General features: G+C 51.1%; 28 protein-coding genes. 1 reads left to right on the top strand and 27 read right to left on the bottom strand.

Annotated elements, in window-relative coordinates:
- The 6 genes from H8S11_RS13285 to H8S11_RS13260 all read right to left on the bottom strand — a co-directional run.
- Positions 1 to 606: hypothetical protein (locus H8S11_RS13285; RefSeq protein WP_186853470.1), on the bottom strand; the 606-nt coding region annotated here is incomplete at its 3' end.
- A 103-nt stretch (positions 607 to 709) separates the two neighbouring features.
- Positions 710 to 1,099 carry a hypothetical protein gene (locus tag H8S11_RS13280; protein WP_186853469.1) on the bottom strand — a complete coding sequence of 130 codons (390 nt, stop codon included), beginning with the start codon at positions 1,097 to 1,099 and terminating at the stop codon, positions 710 to 712.
- Positions 1,099 to 3,270 carry a phage tail family protein gene (locus H8S11_RS13275; RefSeq protein WP_186853468.1) on the bottom strand — a complete coding sequence of 724 codons (2,172 nt, stop codon included), beginning with the start codon at positions 3,268 to 3,270 and terminating at the stop codon, positions 1,099 to 1,101. Before H8S11_RS13275 ends, H8S11_RS13280 begins: the two co-directional genes overlap by 1 nt.
- A gap of 354 nt (positions 3,271 to 3,624) precedes the next feature.
- Positions 3,625 to 4,200, bottom strand: coding sequence for a Gp15 family bacteriophage protein (locus tag H8S11_RS13270; protein WP_186853467.1), 576 nt, complete (start codon positions 4,198 to 4,200; stop codon positions 3,625 to 3,627).
- Entirely contained in the window at positions 4,169 to 4,579 is a 411-nt protein-coding gene (locus H8S11_RS13265) for a DUF6673 family protein (RefSeq protein ID WP_186853466.1), read from the bottom strand. The genes H8S11_RS13270 and H8S11_RS13265 overlap by 32 nt, the downstream gene beginning before the upstream one ends.
- Before the next feature lie 12 nt (positions 4,580 to 4,591).
- Positions 4,592 to 5,113, bottom strand: a complete 522-nt coding sequence (locus H8S11_RS13260) for a hypothetical protein (RefSeq protein ID WP_186853465.1) — start codon at positions 5,111 to 5,113, stop codon at positions 4,592 to 4,594.
- A 154-nt stretch (positions 5,114 to 5,267) separates the two neighbouring features.
- Between H8S11_RS13260 and H8S11_RS13255 the strand changes: the two genes are divergently transcribed.
- Positions 5,268 to 5,903 (top strand): hypothetical protein, encoded by a 636-nt coding sequence (locus tag H8S11_RS13255; RefSeq protein ID WP_186853464.1) that lies wholly within the window; start codon positions 5,268 to 5,270, stop codon positions 5,901 to 5,903.
- Positions 5,904 to 5,990: 87 nt separating this feature from the next.
- On the opposite strand, the gene H8S11_RS13250 is transcribed toward H8S11_RS13255, so the two are convergent.
- The 21 genes from H8S11_RS13250 to H8S11_RS13155 all read right to left on the bottom strand — a co-directional run.
- Positions 5,991 to 6,368: a hypothetical protein gene (locus tag H8S11_RS13250; protein WP_186853463.1), complete on the bottom strand. Its 378-nt coding sequence runs from the start codon at positions 6,366 to 6,368 to the stop codon at positions 5,991 to 5,993.
- 61 nt (positions 6,369 to 6,429) lie between these two features.
- The gene (locus H8S11_RS13245; RefSeq protein WP_186853462.1) at positions 6,430 to 6,840 is read right to left on the bottom strand and encodes a minor capsid protein; all 411 of its coding nucleotides are present in this window, start codon (positions 6,838 to 6,840) and stop codon (positions 6,430 to 6,432) included.
- Entirely contained in the window at positions 6,840 to 7,274 is a 435-nt protein-coding gene (locus H8S11_RS13240) for a DUF6751 family protein (RefSeq protein WP_186853461.1), read from the bottom strand. The genes H8S11_RS13245 and H8S11_RS13240 overlap by 1 nt, the downstream gene beginning before the upstream one ends.
- The gene (locus H8S11_RS13235; protein ID WP_186853460.1) at positions 7,240 to 7,695 is read right to left on the bottom strand and encodes a head-tail connector protein; all 456 of its coding nucleotides are present in this window, start codon (positions 7,693 to 7,695) and stop codon (positions 7,240 to 7,242) included. Before H8S11_RS13235 ends, H8S11_RS13240 begins: the two co-directional genes overlap by 35 nt.
- 14 nt (positions 7,696 to 7,709) lie before the next feature.
- Positions 7,710 to 7,955, bottom strand: a complete 246-nt coding sequence (locus H8S11_RS14335; RefSeq protein ID WP_366461185.1) for a cadherin-like beta sandwich domain-containing protein — start codon at positions 7,953 to 7,955, stop codon at positions 7,710 to 7,712.
- Positions 7,956 to 7,987: 32 nt separating this feature from the next.
- On the bottom strand, positions 7,988 to 8,959 hold the full coding sequence (locus tag H8S11_RS13225; RefSeq protein WP_186853459.1) for a phage major capsid protein: 972 nt from the start codon (positions 8,957 to 8,959) through the stop codon (positions 7,988 to 7,990).
- Between the two features lie 13 nt (positions 8,960 to 8,972).
- Entirely contained in the window at positions 8,973 to 9,473 is a 501-nt protein-coding gene (locus H8S11_RS13220; RefSeq protein WP_186853458.1) for a hypothetical protein, read from the bottom strand.
- A 127-nt stretch (positions 9,474 to 9,600) separates the two neighbouring features.
- Positions 9,601 to 9,723 (bottom strand): cysteine-rich KTR domain-containing protein, encoded by a 123-nt coding sequence (locus H8S11_RS14330; protein WP_366461184.1) that lies wholly within the window; start codon positions 9,721 to 9,723, stop codon positions 9,601 to 9,603.
- 20 nt (positions 9,724 to 9,743) lie between these two features.
- A complete protein-coding gene (locus tag H8S11_RS13215; protein WP_186853457.1) occupies positions 9,744 to 9,962 on the bottom strand; it encodes a hypothetical protein in 219 nt (72 codons plus the stop codon).
- A complete protein-coding gene (locus H8S11_RS13210; protein ID WP_186853456.1) occupies positions 9,959 to 11,524 on the bottom strand; it encodes a phage minor capsid protein in 1,566 nt (521 codons plus the stop codon). The genes H8S11_RS13215 and H8S11_RS13210 overlap by 4 nt, the downstream gene beginning before the upstream one ends.
- Positions 11,524 to 11,814 (bottom strand): hypothetical protein, encoded by a 291-nt coding sequence (locus tag H8S11_RS13205; protein ID WP_186853455.1) that lies wholly within the window; start codon positions 11,812 to 11,814, stop codon positions 11,524 to 11,526. The genes H8S11_RS13210 and H8S11_RS13205 overlap by 1 nt, the downstream gene beginning before the upstream one ends.
- Positions 11,815 to 13,236: a phage portal protein gene (locus tag H8S11_RS13200; RefSeq protein ID WP_186853454.1), complete on the bottom strand. Its 1,422-nt coding sequence runs from the start codon at positions 13,234 to 13,236 to the stop codon at positions 11,815 to 11,817. It lies immediately after the preceding gene.
- A complete protein-coding gene (locus H8S11_RS13195) occupies positions 13,233 to 14,471 on the bottom strand; it encodes a PBSX family phage terminase large subunit (RefSeq protein WP_186853453.1) in 1,239 nt (412 codons plus the stop codon). The genes H8S11_RS13200 and H8S11_RS13195 overlap by 4 nt, the downstream gene beginning before the upstream one ends.
- Entirely contained in the window at positions 14,464 to 14,811 is a 348-nt protein-coding gene (locus H8S11_RS13190) for a helix-turn-helix domain-containing protein (protein WP_186853452.1), read from the bottom strand. Before H8S11_RS13190 ends, H8S11_RS13195 begins: the two co-directional genes overlap by 8 nt.
- A 1,385-nt stretch (positions 14,812 to 16,196) precedes the next feature.
- Positions 16,197 to 16,409 (bottom strand): helix-turn-helix domain-containing protein, encoded by a 213-nt coding sequence (locus tag H8S11_RS13185; protein WP_186853451.1) that lies wholly within the window; start codon positions 16,407 to 16,409, stop codon positions 16,197 to 16,199.
- 197 nt (positions 16,410 to 16,606) lie between these two features.
- Entirely contained in the window at positions 16,607 to 16,930 is a 324-nt protein-coding gene (locus H8S11_RS13180) for a hypothetical protein (protein ID WP_186853450.1), read from the bottom strand.
- Positions 16,927 to 17,268 carry a dATP/dGTP diphosphohydrolase domain-containing protein gene (locus tag H8S11_RS13175; protein WP_186853449.1) on the bottom strand — a complete coding sequence of 114 codons (342 nt, stop codon included), beginning with the start codon at positions 17,266 to 17,268 and terminating at the stop codon, positions 16,927 to 16,929. The genes H8S11_RS13180 and H8S11_RS13175 overlap by 4 nt, the downstream gene beginning before the upstream one ends.
- Positions 17,265 to 17,894, bottom strand: coding sequence for a hypothetical protein (locus tag H8S11_RS13170; protein ID WP_186853448.1), 630 nt, complete (start codon positions 17,892 to 17,894; stop codon positions 17,265 to 17,267). The genes H8S11_RS13175 and H8S11_RS13170 overlap by 4 nt, the downstream gene beginning before the upstream one ends.
- A 116-nt stretch (positions 17,895 to 18,010) precedes the next feature.
- The gene (locus tag H8S11_RS13165) at positions 18,011 to 18,334 is read right to left on the bottom strand and encodes a hypothetical protein (protein ID WP_186853447.1); all 324 of its coding nucleotides are present in this window, start codon (positions 18,332 to 18,334) and stop codon (positions 18,011 to 18,013) included.
- Positions 18,321 to 18,470, bottom strand: a complete 150-nt coding sequence (locus H8S11_RS13160) for a hypothetical protein (protein WP_186853446.1) — start codon at positions 18,468 to 18,470, stop codon at positions 18,321 to 18,323. The genes H8S11_RS13165 and H8S11_RS13160 overlap by 14 nt, the downstream gene beginning before the upstream one ends.
- Before the next feature lie 29 nt (positions 18,471 to 18,499).
- Positions 18,500 to 18,733: hypothetical protein (locus H8S11_RS13155; protein WP_207722003.1), on the bottom strand; the 234-nt coding region annotated here is incomplete at its 5' end.

Raw genomic sequence — 18,733 nt, 5'->3', positions numbered from 1 at the left:
TAACTCATACATCGGGCTATTAAATGTGATAATATCCCCTTGCTGGGCAGTTCCTTCAAACAGCTTGGTTTCCTCTCCGCCCTCCACATATTGGTGCTCTGTGACTACCACCTGGGTTACAGCGGAATCATACTTAACGGACGGTCCCTCGTACATCTGGTTCTGCGTCAACTCACCGGATATCCCATCCCATAAGCTTTCTATACGCAGCACCCCGCCTAAATCAGTCTTTATCACGGCTCCTATGGCAAACAGCACCTGTGCCAAATTATCCCTAGGCGATGCAATGGGCAGCCACCCATACAGCTTGATTTCCGTCAGATTGGTTTTGATTTCATAGGGCACGGTCCCGCAGATATCTGGGAGGATTTCGGCAACTGTCTGACCCGTGTATATCCCGCCGTAGTGCTTTCCTTCAGCCAAAATGCCCAAGGCGGAAACAGCCGAAAAGGAGTATGTAGTAGCGCCAATCCGCTCGATGTTCTGCACATAGAAAATGCCGATCTGTTTTCCATTGTGCTCATAGATAACCGGGTCATTTCGTTTGAACTGTGTTAGTGTGGAATCGTCACTCTCCACGTCAAATTCCAGGGTGTTAATGGACAAAGAATCTCCCAACAGTGTACCGACCAAATAACAGTTTCCCTTTTTGATGTCATCTTCTTCCCCAAAGACATGATCCAGATATCTAATCTTGTTATTCCCCATCTCATGTCCTTTCCGGGCTCTTAGCCACAAACTTGATGGTTAATCCTGTCCAATAATTTTTTCCGCCAGACTGACGCAGCAGGTTGTCGCTCCCTTCCGTGACATACGCTTGGAAAGTTAGCGTACTCTGTCCGTATGGGAAGGTGACAGAGTGGAAGCTAGTTGGAGCGGAGATGACTTCATAGAGCTGGTCGTACTCCTCAAGGCTCGCCCCCTCCCGCTCAATCTGTAGTTGATAGTTGTAGAACGTCCCGATGATATCCCGTTCCATGGTCCCGGACAGGAGCCGTCCGGCGTTTTTCCCGTCCAGGACCTGGAAGCTCCGTGTCAGCCCTCCTGCCGGGACCCGAACCTTATAGGAAACTCCGTCTACAGTAAACAGACCCGCCATCAGAACACACCTCCGCTTACCAGGGACGGGCCCTTTCTGGCGCTCTCAACACTGATTTTTGGTTCCAAAATTCTAGCAAGCTGTGCGAGCGACCCGTCAAAAGTTATGTTGACCGCCGTTTCTCCCCCAACTCCTCCCATCTCGGAGATGGCCTCCATAAATGCCTGTTTCATCGTCGCCAAAGGCGTTTCGATGTTCGTTCCGCTACGCTGATCTCCAAGCACCGCCAGAAACTCACTATTAGGAGAGATTACAGCGCCAGAGGCTAGGTGGGGATATGCACTCATGATATCCCGTTGTGTATAAATAGCTGCTGTACGGGCGTTTTTTCCACTCCCAATTCCAAGCAGGCTAGATATGCCTCCACCAACCCATTGTCCAAACTGAAAAGCCAAGTCAGCAAGCTGATTTAACAAATCTAGGAATGCAGCGATTGCGGTACAGATAATCTCAATTCCACCGGCTAAGGCAACCAGGTGTTGCACAAAGGCTTTTCCAAGGAACTCCGCTACGGGGCGCACGATCTCCCATATATTCATGAAAATAGGCTGCAACTCTTGAAGAACATCGAAAAGCCCCTTAATTGCTTCAGTAAGTACATTGATGGCCGCAGGCGCAGCATCTTCTATGACCCAATTTGCCAGCGGAAGTAAAATGTTTTCCCATGCCCAGCTAAAACCACCAAGAAGCAAATCAATCAGAGGCTCCAATGCTTCTAAAAATGACCTGACCCCTTCTACGATTCCAGTCAGGTCTAGTTGTGTTGCCCATTCCGATGTAGCTGCTGTGATTTCGTCAAAGGAGTCTAGGATATCCTGGACAATGTCTAGGATCGCACTCCAGATGGCCACTCCGTTGTTATTTTCTTCCCACGCCTCTCTGATCCGGTTTGCCAGATTTCCAACAATCTCGAAGATGTTTCGAATAATGTCTAGGATCGTATTGCATATTTCCACCCCGCTTCCATCATTCCAGGCTTCCCGGAAAGACTGCCCGACACTAATGATCAGCTTCCAAATCGAATTGAGCATATAGAACAGGGCGTCCAATACCGCCTGCCCGGTCCCGCTGTTCCATGCGGCCATAACGGCGGAGGCGATATCCCCTACGATGCCCAAAATGACTTGTAGGCCCTGCTGAATGAGATTCAGAAAGTCAAGGCCCTGCCCTCCTGTCCAAACCTGCATAAAGGAAGCGCCGATTGCGGAAAGCAGCTCGCCAATGGAAGACAGAGCGTCTCGAAAAGCCTGTAGAGTGGTTGCGCCGTACTGCTCCCAGCTATCTTGAAATACCTTCCAAAAATCCTTTAACCATTGGGGTAGTTCCACCTTGGAGAAATCTGTGTCAAATTTTGGCCCGGACACGGTATTCCCGCTGCCAGCCTCCTCTTTTCCGATCCTTTCAACGGTATCAAAGGAGGCCAGATATTTTTCCGCCTTCTTTGCCTCTTTTCCAACTTCCTCAGTGGCGTTGGCCTGGTCATACAGAGCGTCGGCGTTCTCCTGCGCCTGCTGGGCCGTTGTGCCGAAGACGTAGGCGATAAAGGCCGCCATCTGTGCCGTGACACGCTCCAAACCTTCCATCAGCGTGTTTAGAGCTGGCATAACTGTGTCATAGATTGGCTGAAATGCTGTTAGCAAATTGCTTTTAATGCCGGATAGAGCGTCAGAAAACCGCTGGTTTGCAGTCAGATATTTCCCGATTTGCTGCGTCAGCGCCGTTAGCCCCCGGCTGATGATATTAAAAAACAGGGCTCCGGCCACGATAGATTTTAGGCGTGTGGAAAATCGTTGTGCCGATTTTCCGGCCTTATCAAAGCCCTTTTCCCGGCCAAGAGCAGTTATTTTTTCTTTCAGCCATCCGGCTGCCTGTCCGGCTTTTTTGGCTGCTCCTGTCACTCCACTGCCCAACTGTTTCGCAAAAGATTTCAAACGGGTTCCCGCTTTGGCAAAGCCTCCCGTGGTCTGTGCGCTCAAGTCGGATATCTGGCTCTTGGTGCTTGCGGCGGCAGCTTGTAGCTCCTCCAGCCTTTTTTCCGCCGCTCTTAAACTCTCCTCCAGACGTTTTGCGTCCTCGGATGCCGACGGGTTCACCCGAAGCCGCTCCAGCTTCCGGCTCAACTCATCCACATTGGCATCCGCCTGGGCCAGCCGCTGGGCGACCTCGCTCAATTCCTTTTCCCGACCTGGGTCCACCTTTCCATATGCCTGCCGGTCAAATTCAGCCATGGTGTTGATCTTCTGAAACTCAGCATCAAGCCTGGCGGCCTCCGCCTGGGCCTTTTTCAGATCCCGCTCCATCTGGCTCACCCCTTTCGGGGCCGTTTTTCCAGCGGACAATTGGTCGTATTGCTCTTTCAGCTTTCTGACAGCGGCGGCCTGCTTGTCCACCTGTTCTGTCTGTTTGACCAACTTCTCCTGAAGCTTTTTAAGTTGTTTTTCCGCCGGGGTAGTGTCAGCTTCCGCCTTGATGCGTACACTGCCATCATATCTATCTGCCATTGGTCCTCACCTCGTTCTGGCAGTTCATTTTATCTTGGAGAAAAACTCGTCTATCGCTTCCTGCTCGCTCTCAGAATAATGGACTGGCGGTGTCAGCAGCCGTTTGGCCCGCTCTGTATCCCGCTTCTGCTTTCCCTTCATTTTGGAGGTGTCCGTTCCACGGAGCTGGATGGCATTGGATAGGGAAGAATCTTCATCCACACAATCCAGCATGGACATAAACTCAAACCAATGTAGATTCTCCCTGTGCAATTTCACCCCAAACGTTTTTTGGAACGAAGCGCATATTCTGGCGTGGTCAAAGTCGAACCAGAACCGTTGTGAGGAGGTAGTCGCCGGAACATCCTCCCGCTTTGGCTGTCCACATTGTAAAAACCACGCAATACCATCCATTGCTGTTTGGAGGGGGGGCTGTCCATTTCCAAACAGAAGATAAACAGCCTCCGTAACACGTTCCTCCTGGGTAAGCTCCTCGTCCTGCAGGCAGAGAGCGATCTGTATCCCAATCCGGTAATCTGTGCGGATTAGCCACCCTTGGTAACTATCTGGCAGCCTGTCCAGCAGGATATTAAAGGCTGGAGCCTGTGCGCTCTGCCCCATATTTCCCCATCCTTCTCATTCGGTCCTGCTTGTACTCCTCAAAGAACGGAAGCAGTGATCCAAAAAACTCCACAAACAAGTCCATGCTCGGAAGGATATCGCCAAATACCTTTCGGCAGGTGCCATCCCCAAAAAGCTCGTCCACTTCCCGCTTTGTTTCCTTCTCCACCGCGACGACCTTTTCCATCGCCTCGATCTTTCCAGTAATATCTTCCGGAATTTCGCTCCCGATCTCCTTGGCCCGCTCCCCGATCCCATCCATCAGGTGATAGAAGCGGACAACGAAGTTGTCATCGGAAACGGGGAACGAGATAAACTCCCCATCGTCATTTACCTCGATTTTCTTTACACCGGAGGCGACTCTTATCTTGTTCTCCATCTAGTCTCCTCCTTACACAACGGCGGAATCAGCAGTAAATACCGGATCTCCGCTTGTAATCTTGACGGTACCAGGAATGGGATCTCCGATAAAATTCAAGGTGTACTCCTGAACAGGAGCCTCACCGCCAGCTCCACCATATGTGTCCACTTGAATGGATACCTTCTGTACCTCTGCCTTATAGGTGGCGCTTACGTCTTCTCCGGTCACGTCCCACAGGTCTACATTCAGAAGCCAGGAATTCGACTCCGCCAGAGTAGCCCGCTTGCGGCGAAGTTCTGTAACTAGTTCAAATACAGGATCTCCCTTAGTACACTGTTGACTGACTGGCATAGTCGGCTGATATCCCGTGATCTCTGTGGACGCAGAATCCGAAATAATATCTTGGCTGGTTTCAGACTGTGGATTGTACTCAGTCGATGCTTCTGTCACGTTAACCCCGATACGGGACCATTCGGCATCCTCGTATGTTGCGGATTTTGATGTATCCAAAAAATGCGCGATCAGAGGTCGTTTGATTTTTTCGGTTGCCATACCAAATTCTCCTTTTTAAATAAAAATCCCCGCCACCTCATATTGAGATAGCGGGAACTTTGATGGGATAAAGGGGGCAAGGAAATTTTTTCGTGACTTTTTTTCTATGATATGGTATCTTCTGGGTAGAAGTTTGTGTAATGGAGGGGATATTATGTCGTTGTTCGATTCTTTCAAAAGTGCGGCTGAAGTGCGAAAAATACGGTCCAACGAACTCCAGGTCCAGCTTTCTGTAACATCTGGGAAACAAAACTTTTTCTTAAAGCCAAAAGACCATTTTGTGGTCCTTCGTGTCAACGACGATGGCTTTATTTATTTTGATGACATAGAAGGCCATTATAAAATCACCGAGTTTCAGTGGGAAGGGCCTAGATATCAAACCGTTACGACTACGTCCGGTGTCACAAAATACAATGAAAAAAGCAGAAGTTCAAGTGTCACACAGAGCCATGGCCGTGACAAACGGACTGGAAGATTAATTGGCGCTGCTGTCGGAACAGCGATCCTCCCAGGGGCCGGGACCTTAGTTGGTGCTTTGGTGGGAACCGGAAACAAAAAAACATCAGAGGTATCACAGAGCAGGGGTGGGGGAAGAGCAAAGGGCTCTGAACAAATCAGCAGCACCACACAGGAATTTGAACAGGAAGTGGCTGGGATGGCTTATATGCACCTTTCTGACCCAGTTTCAAACTTCGGCTTCACCTTTGGCTTTTACTGTAACTCCGTTATCTATGGGGACTTGCTGAACGTATTTGCCCGCTCTGGGTACTCTCCAAAAAGCGAATCATGATTTTGGCCGCTCTCTATTTTGGGGAGCGGCCTTTTCACCAAAATTTCCGCTATCTCAATATGAAGTTGTCGAGGTGCAAATAGGTTTTTACTGGACTTCGTAAGTCATGGACATCAGGATCTGATGGTCCTCGCTCATGTCCTGGTATCGTCCAAACAGGGAGGAGCGGGAGTTACATACCAAGTCCTTCACTGTTTTTCCCTGGCCCAGATCAATGGTTTCTGTCTGCTGGGTCAGCCAATCCGCCATCCGGTTCAAGCTCTCGTCGGCTTTCAGCCTCCCGTCTGTCCCGTCAGGTTGCAGACGGTAGATGATCTTGAACTGGTATTCCGCCAGGTAGGACCCGTTGATATACTCCTCCACCTTATAGGCTCCCTGTATCACAGACAGCGCCATACCTGGCTCGTCCGGGTCCAGAGATTCAAATTCAATTTTATCCACTGGCTTTTGCGGATATCGGTTCAAGCATTGGAGGACAGCTCTGGATACCTTGTCCTGTTCCTCTCCAGAAACGGGGCTTTTCCTTTTATTTCCGGTTAAGCTCATCTTTCACCGCCTTATCCGCCACATCAATCCATCTCTTCAGGTTTTGTGCCTTAGAAGCCTCAAACCAATGGCTTTGTGCCATAACGTGCATGGCTTGGTTAAACACCAGATCCTTGTCCGTCTTGACCTTGCTCTTGCCCTTCGTGGCGTAACTGCTCCCGGTTTCCTGGTCCACCATCAATTTTCCGTAGTAGAGATATCTCGCGTATGGACCTGGATAGATTACAGTTCCTTCTTCCACCCTTGTCCGGGTAGACAATGAGCCGGTCAAAGCAGGTACAAAGGGCGTTGTATCCTTTTTGATTTGAAGCGCCAGGATGTGCTCCGCTCTGCTGGCTGGCTCTGCCAGAACGTCAGACTGGATGTCAACTTGAATATCAAACTTGACCATCAGGCTCCACCCACTTCCCAGTGGGACATTTCGCCGCCGAAGTCCTTCTCATCTACCTTTGTTACACGGTACACATCATCGTTTTCTCTGTTGATGGTCTGAAAGTCATTGCCTGGCTTTAAAATCCTGCCTTTCGCAAAAAAGCATTTGTTTCCAGGCTCCAGAGTCCAGAGCTCATCTTTATTTTCTGACTCCATGTACTCTTTCGGCCCAACATAACGCTTCTTTTTTCCACTCATTCCATCCAGAGCAGAAACAGAGAAAGGGATATATAAATTTACGGCATCCGCTCCCTCGATACCGCTCGTCCTGACATTAACTCCTTTCGAAGCGTCTAGCAGAACTCCTTGCAGAAGCGTGATATTGGAGGTAATGTGATATTCGCTGTCCTCGGAAATGTTATAGAGCGTCACAGTATGGGGGAACATATCCATATCCGCACCCCCTCCCTCTGTACAGGAGGCCGGTAGCCCCTAAATATTGCTGGGCGATAGCCCCAAGGGAGGCTTGCGCCGCCCGGGCGGAGGACAGGGCCTGTTGTGCGCTGTCCCCGCCGCTTCGGTAGGTCTTGGACCAGCTTCCAACGCTCTGGCTTTGCAGTTCTCCCTCGGATTTCACGGAGGCGGACAGAGCCTTTTGCGCCAGCGCTTGGGCGGCATCAATGGCCTGATACTGCTCCGCAACGGCGCAGCAAGCCATTTTCAGCGCATCAAGGCCAGCATTACGGGCCGCTCGGCCCTGCGTGTAGTAATCCAGGAAGGAGCTCGCGCGCAGGGACAGGCGGGGAAAGTCGGCCTCCTGAATGGCTGTCCCCAGGTATGTAGTTATGTAATACCTATAGTCTGCGTAAGCCATTACAGAGCCTTCTTTCAGGTTGATTTCGTGACGGTAGCGGTGTAAACCTTCTGCGCCGCCCCGTTTTTCACTGTGATAGTAACTGTGTTTGCCCCCTCTGCCCAGGTAGCCGCCGCGCCATTGCTTACGGGCGTTTCGCCATTCAAGATGGTTACTGTCGCCTCGTCATCCTCTGGCGTTGCGGTGATGGTGTTGGTGGCGTTTGTCGTGTTGGCTGTATACTCCGTCGCATCTGGGTCAAACGACGGAGTTAGTGTCAGCGCGCCAATCGTCAGCCCCGAGAGGCGCGCGCTTAACCCCCCGCCGGCTCGTAGACAGCAAAAGGGAAAGCATTTTCCAGCCCCGCATTATAGGCGTTGATGGGATTGGGGATCTCCCAGCCCAGCCGCATGACGGCACGGAGAGCCACCATGTCATTCTGCATCAGGTTATAAAGGATGTTTCCGGTAGTGGGGTCCTGCACCACACCGCTGTCAAAGATCTTGAAGGTCATATCCTGCCGGATGGCATAGACCAACTGGCTCCAGTCGCCCACAATGGCCAGGGATTCCTCCGGGTCAAATGCGCCGTTGACAGGGAAGTACATGGACATACCATCCAGCGCGTAGCGGGTATCACCCTGCATATCGGTCTTGAAAATGGGCTGACCGTTCTTGTCCACCAGGCCGCGCAGCTTGGCCCGCATCTGGATAGCAGCCATCACACCGTTGGGGATATAGCCGCTCTCCTCCACTTTGGCGATCACACCGCCCTCACCCATGATGTCCTTGAAAATATCGCTGGTAGCAGTCACAACAGCGTTTGCAGTAGTAGCCGAAGGAACCAAGCCCTCACGCCAGGATGTGGGCTTGTCCGTGCCGTACAGGATGGCGGCGTCGATGACCTTGCCGAATGCTTCCTGGAGGCGGGGCCGTACCTGGCTCCAGATATCGTAGTCGCTGTCATCCAGCACTGCCTCTGGGATGGGGACGATGACAGCGATCTCCTCGGCGTAGATTTTCTTCTTATCCCACGCCATGTTGGTGGTCTTTTTGAGGGATGCCTTGGAGTCAGCCGCTCCAGTCGTCGCCTCTCCGTTCACAAAGTAGGCGGTGGGCAGTGCGTCCAGCACGTTAAGGGTCTGGGTCTTACTGGTCATGTTGGGCAGCCGTCTGGCCATCCGCAGCACGGCGGACTCCGTTACGGCTCCCTGGATAATCTCACGGGTCACGGGCTCAGGAATAAGCCCGGAAAGTTTACTTCTATCAATAATATCAACAGCCATTTAGGTTCTCCTTTCATTTCAGTGCGCCCCGAATCAGGGCATTCATCAGGTCGTTTTCTCCTGTTTTGGAGCTTCCGCCACCCACAGGAGCGGTCCAGTCAAAAGTGGTCTTTTTGCGGTCAGCGGTCAGAGCGTCCACGGCCTGCTCAAATGTGGTCTTATCGTCCACCATCTTCCCAGCCTTGAAGGCGATAAACTCCGCTTCCTCGCCGGTCAGGCCCTTCTTCAGAACGTACAGTTCCCGTTTCAACTGGTCCCGCTCGCTTTCTGCGGCGGTCAGTTTGCCGGAGAGGGTGTCCCGCTCGCCGGTCAGCTTATCCCAGCGTTCTTTCTCACCAGCCTGTCCAGTTTGCCAAGTGCGGTAGGCAGTCAGTTCTTCCTCGCTGGGCATCCCCTTCATGGCTTTTGCAAGCCGCTTGCCAATCATGGCATCCACTTCCGCCTGAGTGAAGGTTTTCTCAGGGGCGGGCTCCGGCGCAGGGGCCGGGGTAGGGTTATTGATAGGTTCGCTCATAAATACCTCCGTTTATTGTCAGGGCCGTCGCCCTGCGGTTTTACGCCTCTCGGCAAAATAGAAAGAGCCATCAAACCGTTACAGTTCGTAACCGGTTCAATGGCTCTTGGCTCACAGGCTCTTGGCTCTATGCAATATTCACTTCGATATCGTGCTTACATGCTTTGCATCGGAATGGCATGTTTTGTACCTTCGTATCTGGCCGGATTGGGAAAAGTGCTTTCCCGCAGTGCGGGCAGCAGTACCACATTCTTCCGTTGATCTTTTTTGTCATTCTCTTCCCCCGACAATTTCGATGCGTTTAATCTCATCTTCCGTAAATCCAATCAGCAAACCGTTTTCATTCTCTACGTCGAACTCCAGAAACTCATTTCCATCATCGTCAAAGTCGTAATCATACCCATAGAGCTCCCCAATCGTCATGCGCCCGCTTGTGGAAAAAACTTTAATTTTCTTTCCGAAGTAAATCTCAGGATTTTCAATTATCATTTTTTCCACCTTCCCGAAAATGGAACGCCATGAGTTCCGCTTTTGCTATAATGGATTTTGATGCTTCTTGCAATTATTATATCACCGTTTCTATTGATTGTATATCCAATCTCTCTCCCGGCATCAATAATTTCTGTATTTTTCCACTTTTTAAAATCATCTGTAAAATTGATTTTCCCGCTACCTGCCTTTGCGTTTATGATGGCTTGTAACTCCTCCATAGAAACCGTTATTACACTTCTACCCGGTATAGCCATACCAGCCATATGCCGCGCTTGTTTCTCTGGATTGATTCCCAACGGATACTCACCGCTTTGGATTGCCTGCCTGATCGGTGCTTCCGCATCGCGCTGTATTTTGAGGGCTGAAGCCATTTGCTCAGATGCCACATCGGTATAGGTAACCTTCATCCGCTCCCGCTGCAACGGCAACCCCGCCGCCTCGCTGAACGACTTATATTCTGCGTTTAGCCGCCGAATGCGGGCTGTCACCGATTGAGCGTCCTCTTCCAGCCCTGCGGCCTTGTATGCCGTCTGTTCCCGCTTCAGCTTGCGGACGGTCCGCTCGATTTGCCTCTGCTTCTGGGTAGCCTCATAGGCTGTATAGTGCTTACCCTCAAAGTCAACGTCGTGGCCGTCGTCAATGTGGGCCAGCTCCTCATCGGTGTATGTGCGCTCCATCACACCATCCACAAATGCAGTCCTGATATGACGGCAGTTGGCTCCTTCCAGTCCATCCACATAACCAAGGCCGCACACCTCGTAGATGTTCGGATACTTGTCTCCGGCTCTGACAGAGTACACACGGCCCTGCCATAACTTGTGGTTCTGCCAGCCGACACCCTTATCCCGTGCCCCGATGTGGGCGGACACTTCAAAATAAGGTGTTTCCAGATATTCAGCACTCTGCTCCGTGTACTTGGCACAGAGCTGGGATACGCCTGTCATCACTGCACGACGGGCAGCCACGTCAATTTGGTCTCGGTGTCCGCTCTCGTAATCCACGATCTTGATACCGCTGTCCGCAAGCTGTTTGACGGCGCTTTTGATGGCCTGATTGTAAGAGATGGCCCCGCTCGTGATCTGCATCTCCGCATTGTCCAGCGCCCATTGATAGGCTTTTGCAGGCTTCAGCATCGTCCGCCCATTGTCCACCAGAAATCCCATGGAGCGGGTTAGGTTTCCAACCTCCCGCTGTGCCTGTGCCATGATGGCGGCAATCTCGGTGACACTCACAAGCATTTCAGGTGCCGTCACCCCCGCAAGGTCTATGACCTCTCGGTAGTACCGCTGGTTACGCTCTACTACGTCGTCCAGCAGCTTTTTAAGGTCACGCTGGCTGATGTTGGCGGTGCGTTGGATGGCCTTTTCGATTTCCTCCAGGCTGATGCCGTGGGAGCGAAGCGCCCGGATGTCCTGCACCGTGACCTCGTTCAACTCGCCAGCCAGTTTCAGCCGGGAGCATATTTCTTCAAGGAGGGTTGCTTCCAGACTGCGGTATAGTTTGGCCAGTTCTTCGGGGAGGGCGTCTAAAGTATCCGGTTGGAATGGATAGCGGGGCATTATACCACCAACTCATAGGTCTGTTCAAAAATATCCGGCTTACATGGATACAATTCTCCCTTGATTCCTTTGATTATATAGTCTCCAACAGAGACATGATGAACTCCTTCTAATGTGTTTATGAACAGCTCACAAGGCGGAAAACCACTAGCTAAAGAATCGTAAAACATTACATGATTTTCAAATGCGTTCACGGCCCAATCAGGCACATAATACTTTCCATTTGAGTCCATCAAATCTCCGTCATATTGGAATGCTTCGATTTCAACAGGCTTTTTCTTGTATTTCATTTATTCCACCTCATTCTGCGGTTCCGTAGTCATATCCTCCATCTTTGGAAGCATCTTCTTTGCCGTGGCCTCGTCCTCGTTCATCCACTTAGACCGGAACTCCCAGTCATTCATGATACCGGCGTTCAGAAGCTGCATATCCCTGGCAAAATCAGACTGCTTGTCCTCGATGATGGAGTCATCAAAGTCAATGGAAATCTCCACGTCCTCATTCAGTCCGGCATTCATGGCCGTGTTTCCCAGGCGGAGAATGATCCGGCACAGCTCGGTCAATACCTGCTCCAGAATGATTTCATGTTTCTTGATCGTACGGAACATGGTGCTGTTTTCGCTGATGACCTGCGTCGCTGTGGCCACGCTACCCTGGTCGAATCTGTAATGATTCTCTCCGAAGCCGCACTTGCTGGACAGCAAATTGAGCTGGTCCTGGATTCCTGTATTGTGCTCCTGCGTCCGAAGGGTCATATCGATGGGGGTGATGATCCCGTTATTGTCCGTATCCTCCGGGAGCACATAATATGTCAGGTCGTCTGGGTCGAAAAACGGCTCTCCATCCATGTCCTTTGTAGCTGATGGCTTTACCATGATACGCTTTTTCCCCAGGATGAACTCGTTTACATAGCTGTCATAAGCCACGTCCACGCCCTTGAGCACGTCGATGGCGTTGGCAAACACAGAGATGCCAAGAGGAATATTATCGTCGTAGTTGTTGGCGATGTTGGGCCGGTCAATGACAAACTGCCGACGGTCCGACCCAGTATGTACCACCTGTGGAACCCGCTCAAAGCCCGACACATCAGCCAGTAAAACTTCCGCATCCACATTTTTGTTCCGGTATCGGTAGAGCCGGTTCTCAATGTCGTACAGGCCGTTGACCTTGTGATGGATCTGGAGGTAGCAGTAGTCCTCTCCATTGATGGTAACGATGCTGTCAAAAGCGCACTCCGTAATGATTCCATTCCGCCATGCCAGCGGCCAAATGTGCTCTACGGTCACATAGTCCATCACAATTCCGTCGGCGCTTCCGGGGACAGGCCCTTCTTCCGTGGCCTCCATGCCCACAACCCTGGGGATAAAGGCTACTGTTCCAAGGGCAAACGCCTTTTCCTGCATCTCGTTTGCTTTGACCAGGAAATTGTTTTCGGTGAACACACGGTCAATGAAGTCCTGCTCCCGCTGGCCCTCCAGAGTGATTTCAACCCGCTCGTTCATAAGTAGGTTCGCCCAATCCTCCGGGATTTTCTTGCCCATATTGAGAGTGTACCGCTTGCACCGAACCACACTAGCCCCGTTGTGGACCTTGTACCTGTGGAATCCCTTTACGTCGCCCACATACCAGGACTTCCACTCCTGCACTTTTGTGTAAAACTCCTCCGGCACCGTGGAGTAACCAAGCTCTTTCAGTTTTTCTGTAATATTCATGCCGTTATTCCCATCCTTCGGAATACTCTCTCCAGGGCATATCTAGTAGCGTCAATCAGGTGATTGTTCTCATCAGGATAACCGCTGATAATTTCTCCGTCCTTATTTCGCTCATACTCATAATTCACAAACTCGTTGTATGCATTTGGCGTTCTTCTGCGGTCAATGACAATCTTCCGCCTCTGGAGCCACTTCATGCCGTACTCTACACTCCCAGAGCCTTTAATTGCTTCTTTGGCTGGGAGCCCCATCGCCCGGTAGTCTGCTGATGATTTAGGCTCTGCGCTGTCGCAGGTAATGTAAGCGTCCTTGTACCCTTTGGAAAGAATCAACTTCCCGCTCGCCTCGTTGGTCAGCTTATTTTGGTATATCTCGTCCATCAGATAAATCGCCTCTCTGGCCCGATCATAGTGGAGGCGGATAAAGGCAAAGGGGTCAGGAAACCATCCCCAGTCCACACCTTGATAAATCTTGTCAAAAGACGCAATCTCTTTGTCTGTGATCTCCCGCAGCTCAAGGTTTTCGAATACGTTCCCGCCAGTTCCAACAGCTTCACCTAGATATTCATGACGGTACGCCCGCTCATCTGTTGCTTTCAGGTGCTCGGCTTCCGCCAGGAACTGCGCTCCCAGCCACTCTGGCGGGGCCTCAAGGTATGTACTCTTGTGGCACAGTCTGTCCACCCGCTCCTCCAAACTGTCCTTATTGGCCCAGTTATCCCGGCTGATTGGTGGATTGTAGCTCTCAAAATTCCAGAACTCCGACCCACCTCGCATGGTAGATTGCAGTATAGTTCGGATCTCAGCCCGACCAGCGAACTGATCTTTCTCCTCAAAATGGGTGACGGCGATATAGCCAAAGGGAACCTTGATAGACTTGATTTTCATGGGATCATCCGCGCCCCGGAACATAATTTTCTGGCCGGTTGGCCTATAAATCAGTTCCATAGGCTGCACCTTTGCATCCCAGTATGCTGCCATTCCAAGCTCTCCAATGCCCCAGAGATATTGTGCGTATACACTGTCTCGAATCGTATTAGCTACCTTTCGGAGCACAAGGGCGTGAGTCCCTGGGTTGTTTATCAGCAGCAGCGGAACTAGTAAGGACACACAGGAGGATTTCAGTGAGCCTCGGCCACCGGACAGGTCGTAGTGTGTATGTCCGTGCTGAAATACATCACGGGCCAGCAAATGAAATGCGGGACCAAGTACAGTAGATAAGCGCACCTCAGACATCTATGACCACCTTGACTTCCATATCCTCACTTGTTTTTTCGATGGGCTTGTCCCTCCACCTGTCCGGCCGTCTGTTTTTCAGCCAAAAAATCTGTGCCGTGGTGTTACCATCCAATGCAGATGCCAGCAGAGCGTTTTCAACCTGGTAGTCAACGACTTCTTTTCCTTTTTTTAGGGCCTCACAAATCTCACTATGAGCATTTTTCCACTCATATAATGTTTTTGCAGTAATCCCCATATTGTGGGCGATCTGTTCATCTGTCAGCCCGTCTCGTGCCCATCCTTCAAGCAGCAAAAGCCCATCCGGCTCCAGCCACCGTTGATATTTGCCTTTCGCCACAATGGGCTCACCACCTTTCTGTCCCGCCCCCATCTCCCGCAACGAGGCACGGCATATATACCCCTTCCGCGGGCCTGTTTGAGCATTGCTGACCTCACCAGACCTCTACGTCAGCGGCTTCGGCTCAAGCGGTCTGTTCTTCCTTGATGCCTACTCTTATTCACTGCCTGCTCAATGGTGCCACCGCCCGCCTCATGCGGCGAGGAGCGGCATATAAAGCACCACCACATGGATGATGCTTTGTCCGGCATACACCGGACTTCTCTGGAGCCGAGAGGCGGTAATGAGCCGCCACGACCTCGCCGCCGTTCCCATGGCTGCGGTCCGGCCTTCTGCTACAGCACTCGGCATATTTTTGACTATCTGATACAGGTACTCATAAAAATCATAAAAGACAAGTTCCAGACCATTCCAATCAGGTCATCTTTTTCCTTCGCTTTGAAGGCTAAATAAGCATTTGCAATCATAAGAACAAGGCAGATAAATTCTGCAATGATCATAAACACATCCACAAACTTTACACCAGCCCATCATAAAATCTGCTTTCAGCTATTTTATCTCGCTTTCTTTTCAGCTTGGGGAACTGTTTGGACGCACTCCTGTTAGCCTTGCACTGATTGCAGTTGTTCTTGTTTTTACAAAACCAGCACCCGTCCTGCCCCCACCAGTACCAGTCAGGCATAGAAGGTCTTGGCTTGCGCTTCGCCTTTCCCATGTTGCCCCCAGTCACACAATTTCGGCAGAGGACGTTAAACTAGGATAACCCGTCTGCCTATAATGCCTAGTATCACATGTGCGCTCATCAGCTTAGATTGTCACACCCGTACTAATGCAGGCAGTTTTCAGCGGGTGAGCGCTTTGCGGTCCAGCCACCTAGGATGCAGCGTCGCAATGCCGCTGGGCCGGGAGCGCAGATGCTGTCTTTCCAGCGTCATCCCCGTGTACTTTGGGGCGGTCTACTTTGCAGGGGCAGCCTCGAAAGGCATCCCTGCGCTTTGCCGCTTAGAAACATCCGCCTGGTCTTATCTGCCTCCAGGTCTGTACCTCTGCGGCCCCTGGTTCGGTACCCGTGCGCTCGTAGACACTGCCGGGGTTCCTTGACCGCCAGGAGGTTTTTGTGCGCCATCACTACGACTAACTTATAGGCGCACCTTGGAATGAACGCCGCATGGAGGGCGAGGCCCTCCGGCCCGGATTCTTGGGCTGGTTCTGCCGTGCGGCGTATGTACCCCGGCAAGCGCCGGGGTTGAGGAGGAAATAGAAGAAGCGAATGGGAGCGCAGGGGCATACGCTCCCACACTCCCATTGTGGCATACATATTTCTGCTCACTCATAAAACTTTATGAATTTGCAATATTTTCTATGAGATTATGAAAGTTTAGGGCTTACTCTTCCTCCATTTTGCAGAGTTCATCGAGGCTAATGTGATAATATGCCGCAATCAGCTTTAGGGCTGTCATTTTTGGCTCCACTTCCCCTCTCTCATATTTTCGTAATGCATCAGGGCTTAACCCCATTAGCTGTGATGTAACCGTCATGCTCCTGACCGGCCTCATAGACTCCCTTAACCTTCTTAGCCGCTCTGGAAACTCGTCCATCCTATCACCATCCTTATAATCCCTGCTGTTCCAGAGGGCAGTCAAAGGATACTCTTTTTCTCCGCTTTCCTATTTCCTTGGATTCACAGTGGTCCACGTCTCCCACTCTACGGCATCCGGTATCTAATAGATGGTTGCAAAAGGGCGCATCCTTGGAATTATTGATACCTCGCCAGTAGACGCAGGTTTTCTCCTTGTTACAGATTTCGACCATATCTCTCCTCCCAGGGTTTAAACAGGTCATCTCCAACAATGGCCCTGATCTGCTCGTCAATCTTTGCTTTTGCGTAGACGAACTCGCTATCGTCCTGCTGATCCTCACAGACCATCCGTGCCATACCGTTCATAGCTTCTATGTATGCGGTGCAGAAAGCCTCAGACCTACCGGGGCCAAGCTGGAGGACCTCGTGAGCGGCAATCATGGCAGCATCTTGTCCCATCTGCATCAGCATGTCCATTTTCAAATGGAAAAGGGCGTTATACTTGGCCTCTATCTTGGATATCAAAGCATTTGGCTTCAATGTCCGCCCTCCCCGTCGTGGATGGAGCCCTCCATTTCAATCAAAAACGCCGCATTACAGGCCAAATGCCACAGGTGCGGAAGGCCGCTCTCCTGATCGCACTTCTCCCCTTTGAGATAGGCTAGCCAGTGCCGGTAGAGCGCATCCCGGTACCGTTGCGGCTCCACCTGCCGCCAGTTCTCCGGGTCGTGATACTTTTCGTTCCCGTACATGCGGACCGCTGTCACAGCATCGATTAGACTAACAGGAGTAAGCGTGGGTCGAGGCTTCCCTGCGTCAGCTTTGGCTTGCTGGTCGTCTTCATGGCCCCATGTACTGGTAATAATTACTTCGCTCATTCCGCACCTCCGATGATCTGGTCAAGGGTAACGGACTGACCTGACTTGATTTCTGGAAATAGCGAGCTTTCAATATCTGCAATCCACCCATCTTCGGCTCCAGTTATGCCTAAAACTTTACTGCCTCGCAACCGCTCAATGTGTGTTGCTTCGGGGAACAGCACGCTAATTATCTTTGCTGATTCCACCTCCTGCTGGGTGAAGCGGGGTTTGCGGATGATGCGGTCGGGGTGGTTCAGGAGATAATACAGGGCATTGGACCCGATTTTGTGGCCCACCTCTCCATCCTGTGCAAAAGGAAATTCAGCACTTGAAATAACGCGCCGGATTTTACCATCCTCACAGACCTGAACCATACCATAATCGGTTGGGTATCCATCAATGGAGAACGGTTCTCCTACCTCAACCCCCAACACCTCGCAAATTTTTGGCTTGTCCACGTTGGCCTCCTTCTCCAGTGCCTCTCTGATAGCTTTGGCCGGGTTTAATACATCCAGTGATTGCGAATAAAACATACTGTCCTCCGTTTCGTCCTCCACCACCTCGAACCCCATCAGGCGGGCGGCTTTGTGGGGGTGTTCGCAAATAAAATAATCGCAGTGGGGCGCATAACCGCCCTCTTGCATTGGCGTTCTGATTGAGCATCCTTCGCATTTTCTCCCTTTGCAAAATGACCTCCATGCTAGAAACGCAAATGGAAAGACTTCCCCCGTCTCAGGGTTCCGAAACTTCATCGTAGTCCTCACACACCTTTCCTAGAAGCAAATGCTGGTGACTTTTTGCTAATGCAATATTCCCAATTCAATTTGTTTGGGTCAACCGGAGAATAACCGCATAGTAACATTGCGTCCTTGAATTCATTGTTTGTTAAATAAATCCCAGTGTCTCTCTCTAAGATGTGCTTTATTCCATAACTGCTTCTCCCAGTCAAGTGGGTCTTTCTTGGTATTAGTTTTTCGTGTATCCATTTGAAAACCTCTTCCATTTCTTCTGGGTCCTTATCTGTTATCAAGCCTGCATCAATAAATCCATTTTCGTTTGTAAATGGACGATTATTTTTTAACATAATCTTCTTCCTTCCTTTCCCACTCCCTGCACCGCTGATCCGGCTCCGTGAAGTCGGCGCAGTACGGCGAATCCCCGTTGAAGCACACGCCCTGATAGTCCTCGTACCAGGCGCAGGTGGCACAGCACTTAGTCATAGGTGTTTTCCTCCCCCCATGTAGCAATATCAATCTGGCGGGACCGTATCCTTGATGTACGGGCAGAATATCCCGCCGGGGAAGGTTTTGAATGCTTCGCCGTGCCTGCATCGGGCGCACCTGACCACAGGCACGGCGTCGATGGTGGGAGCCTTATCAATTTCTTCCACAGGCACAGCGAACCCCCAGCACTCATCATCTTGGCCCAATCCAAAAAACATAACCTTTCTCTTATGGTAAAGCAGTTTGTCTGCATCAATTAA

The sequence above is a fragment of the Flintibacter hominis genome, from assembly GCF_014287965.1.
Classification (GTDB): Bacteria; Bacillota; Clostridia; order Oscillospirales; family Oscillospiraceae; genus Lawsonibacter; species Lawsonibacter aceti.
The sequence above is the reverse complement of the archived record's forward strand: the minus strand, read 5'-3'. Positions and strand labels throughout refer to the sequence as shown.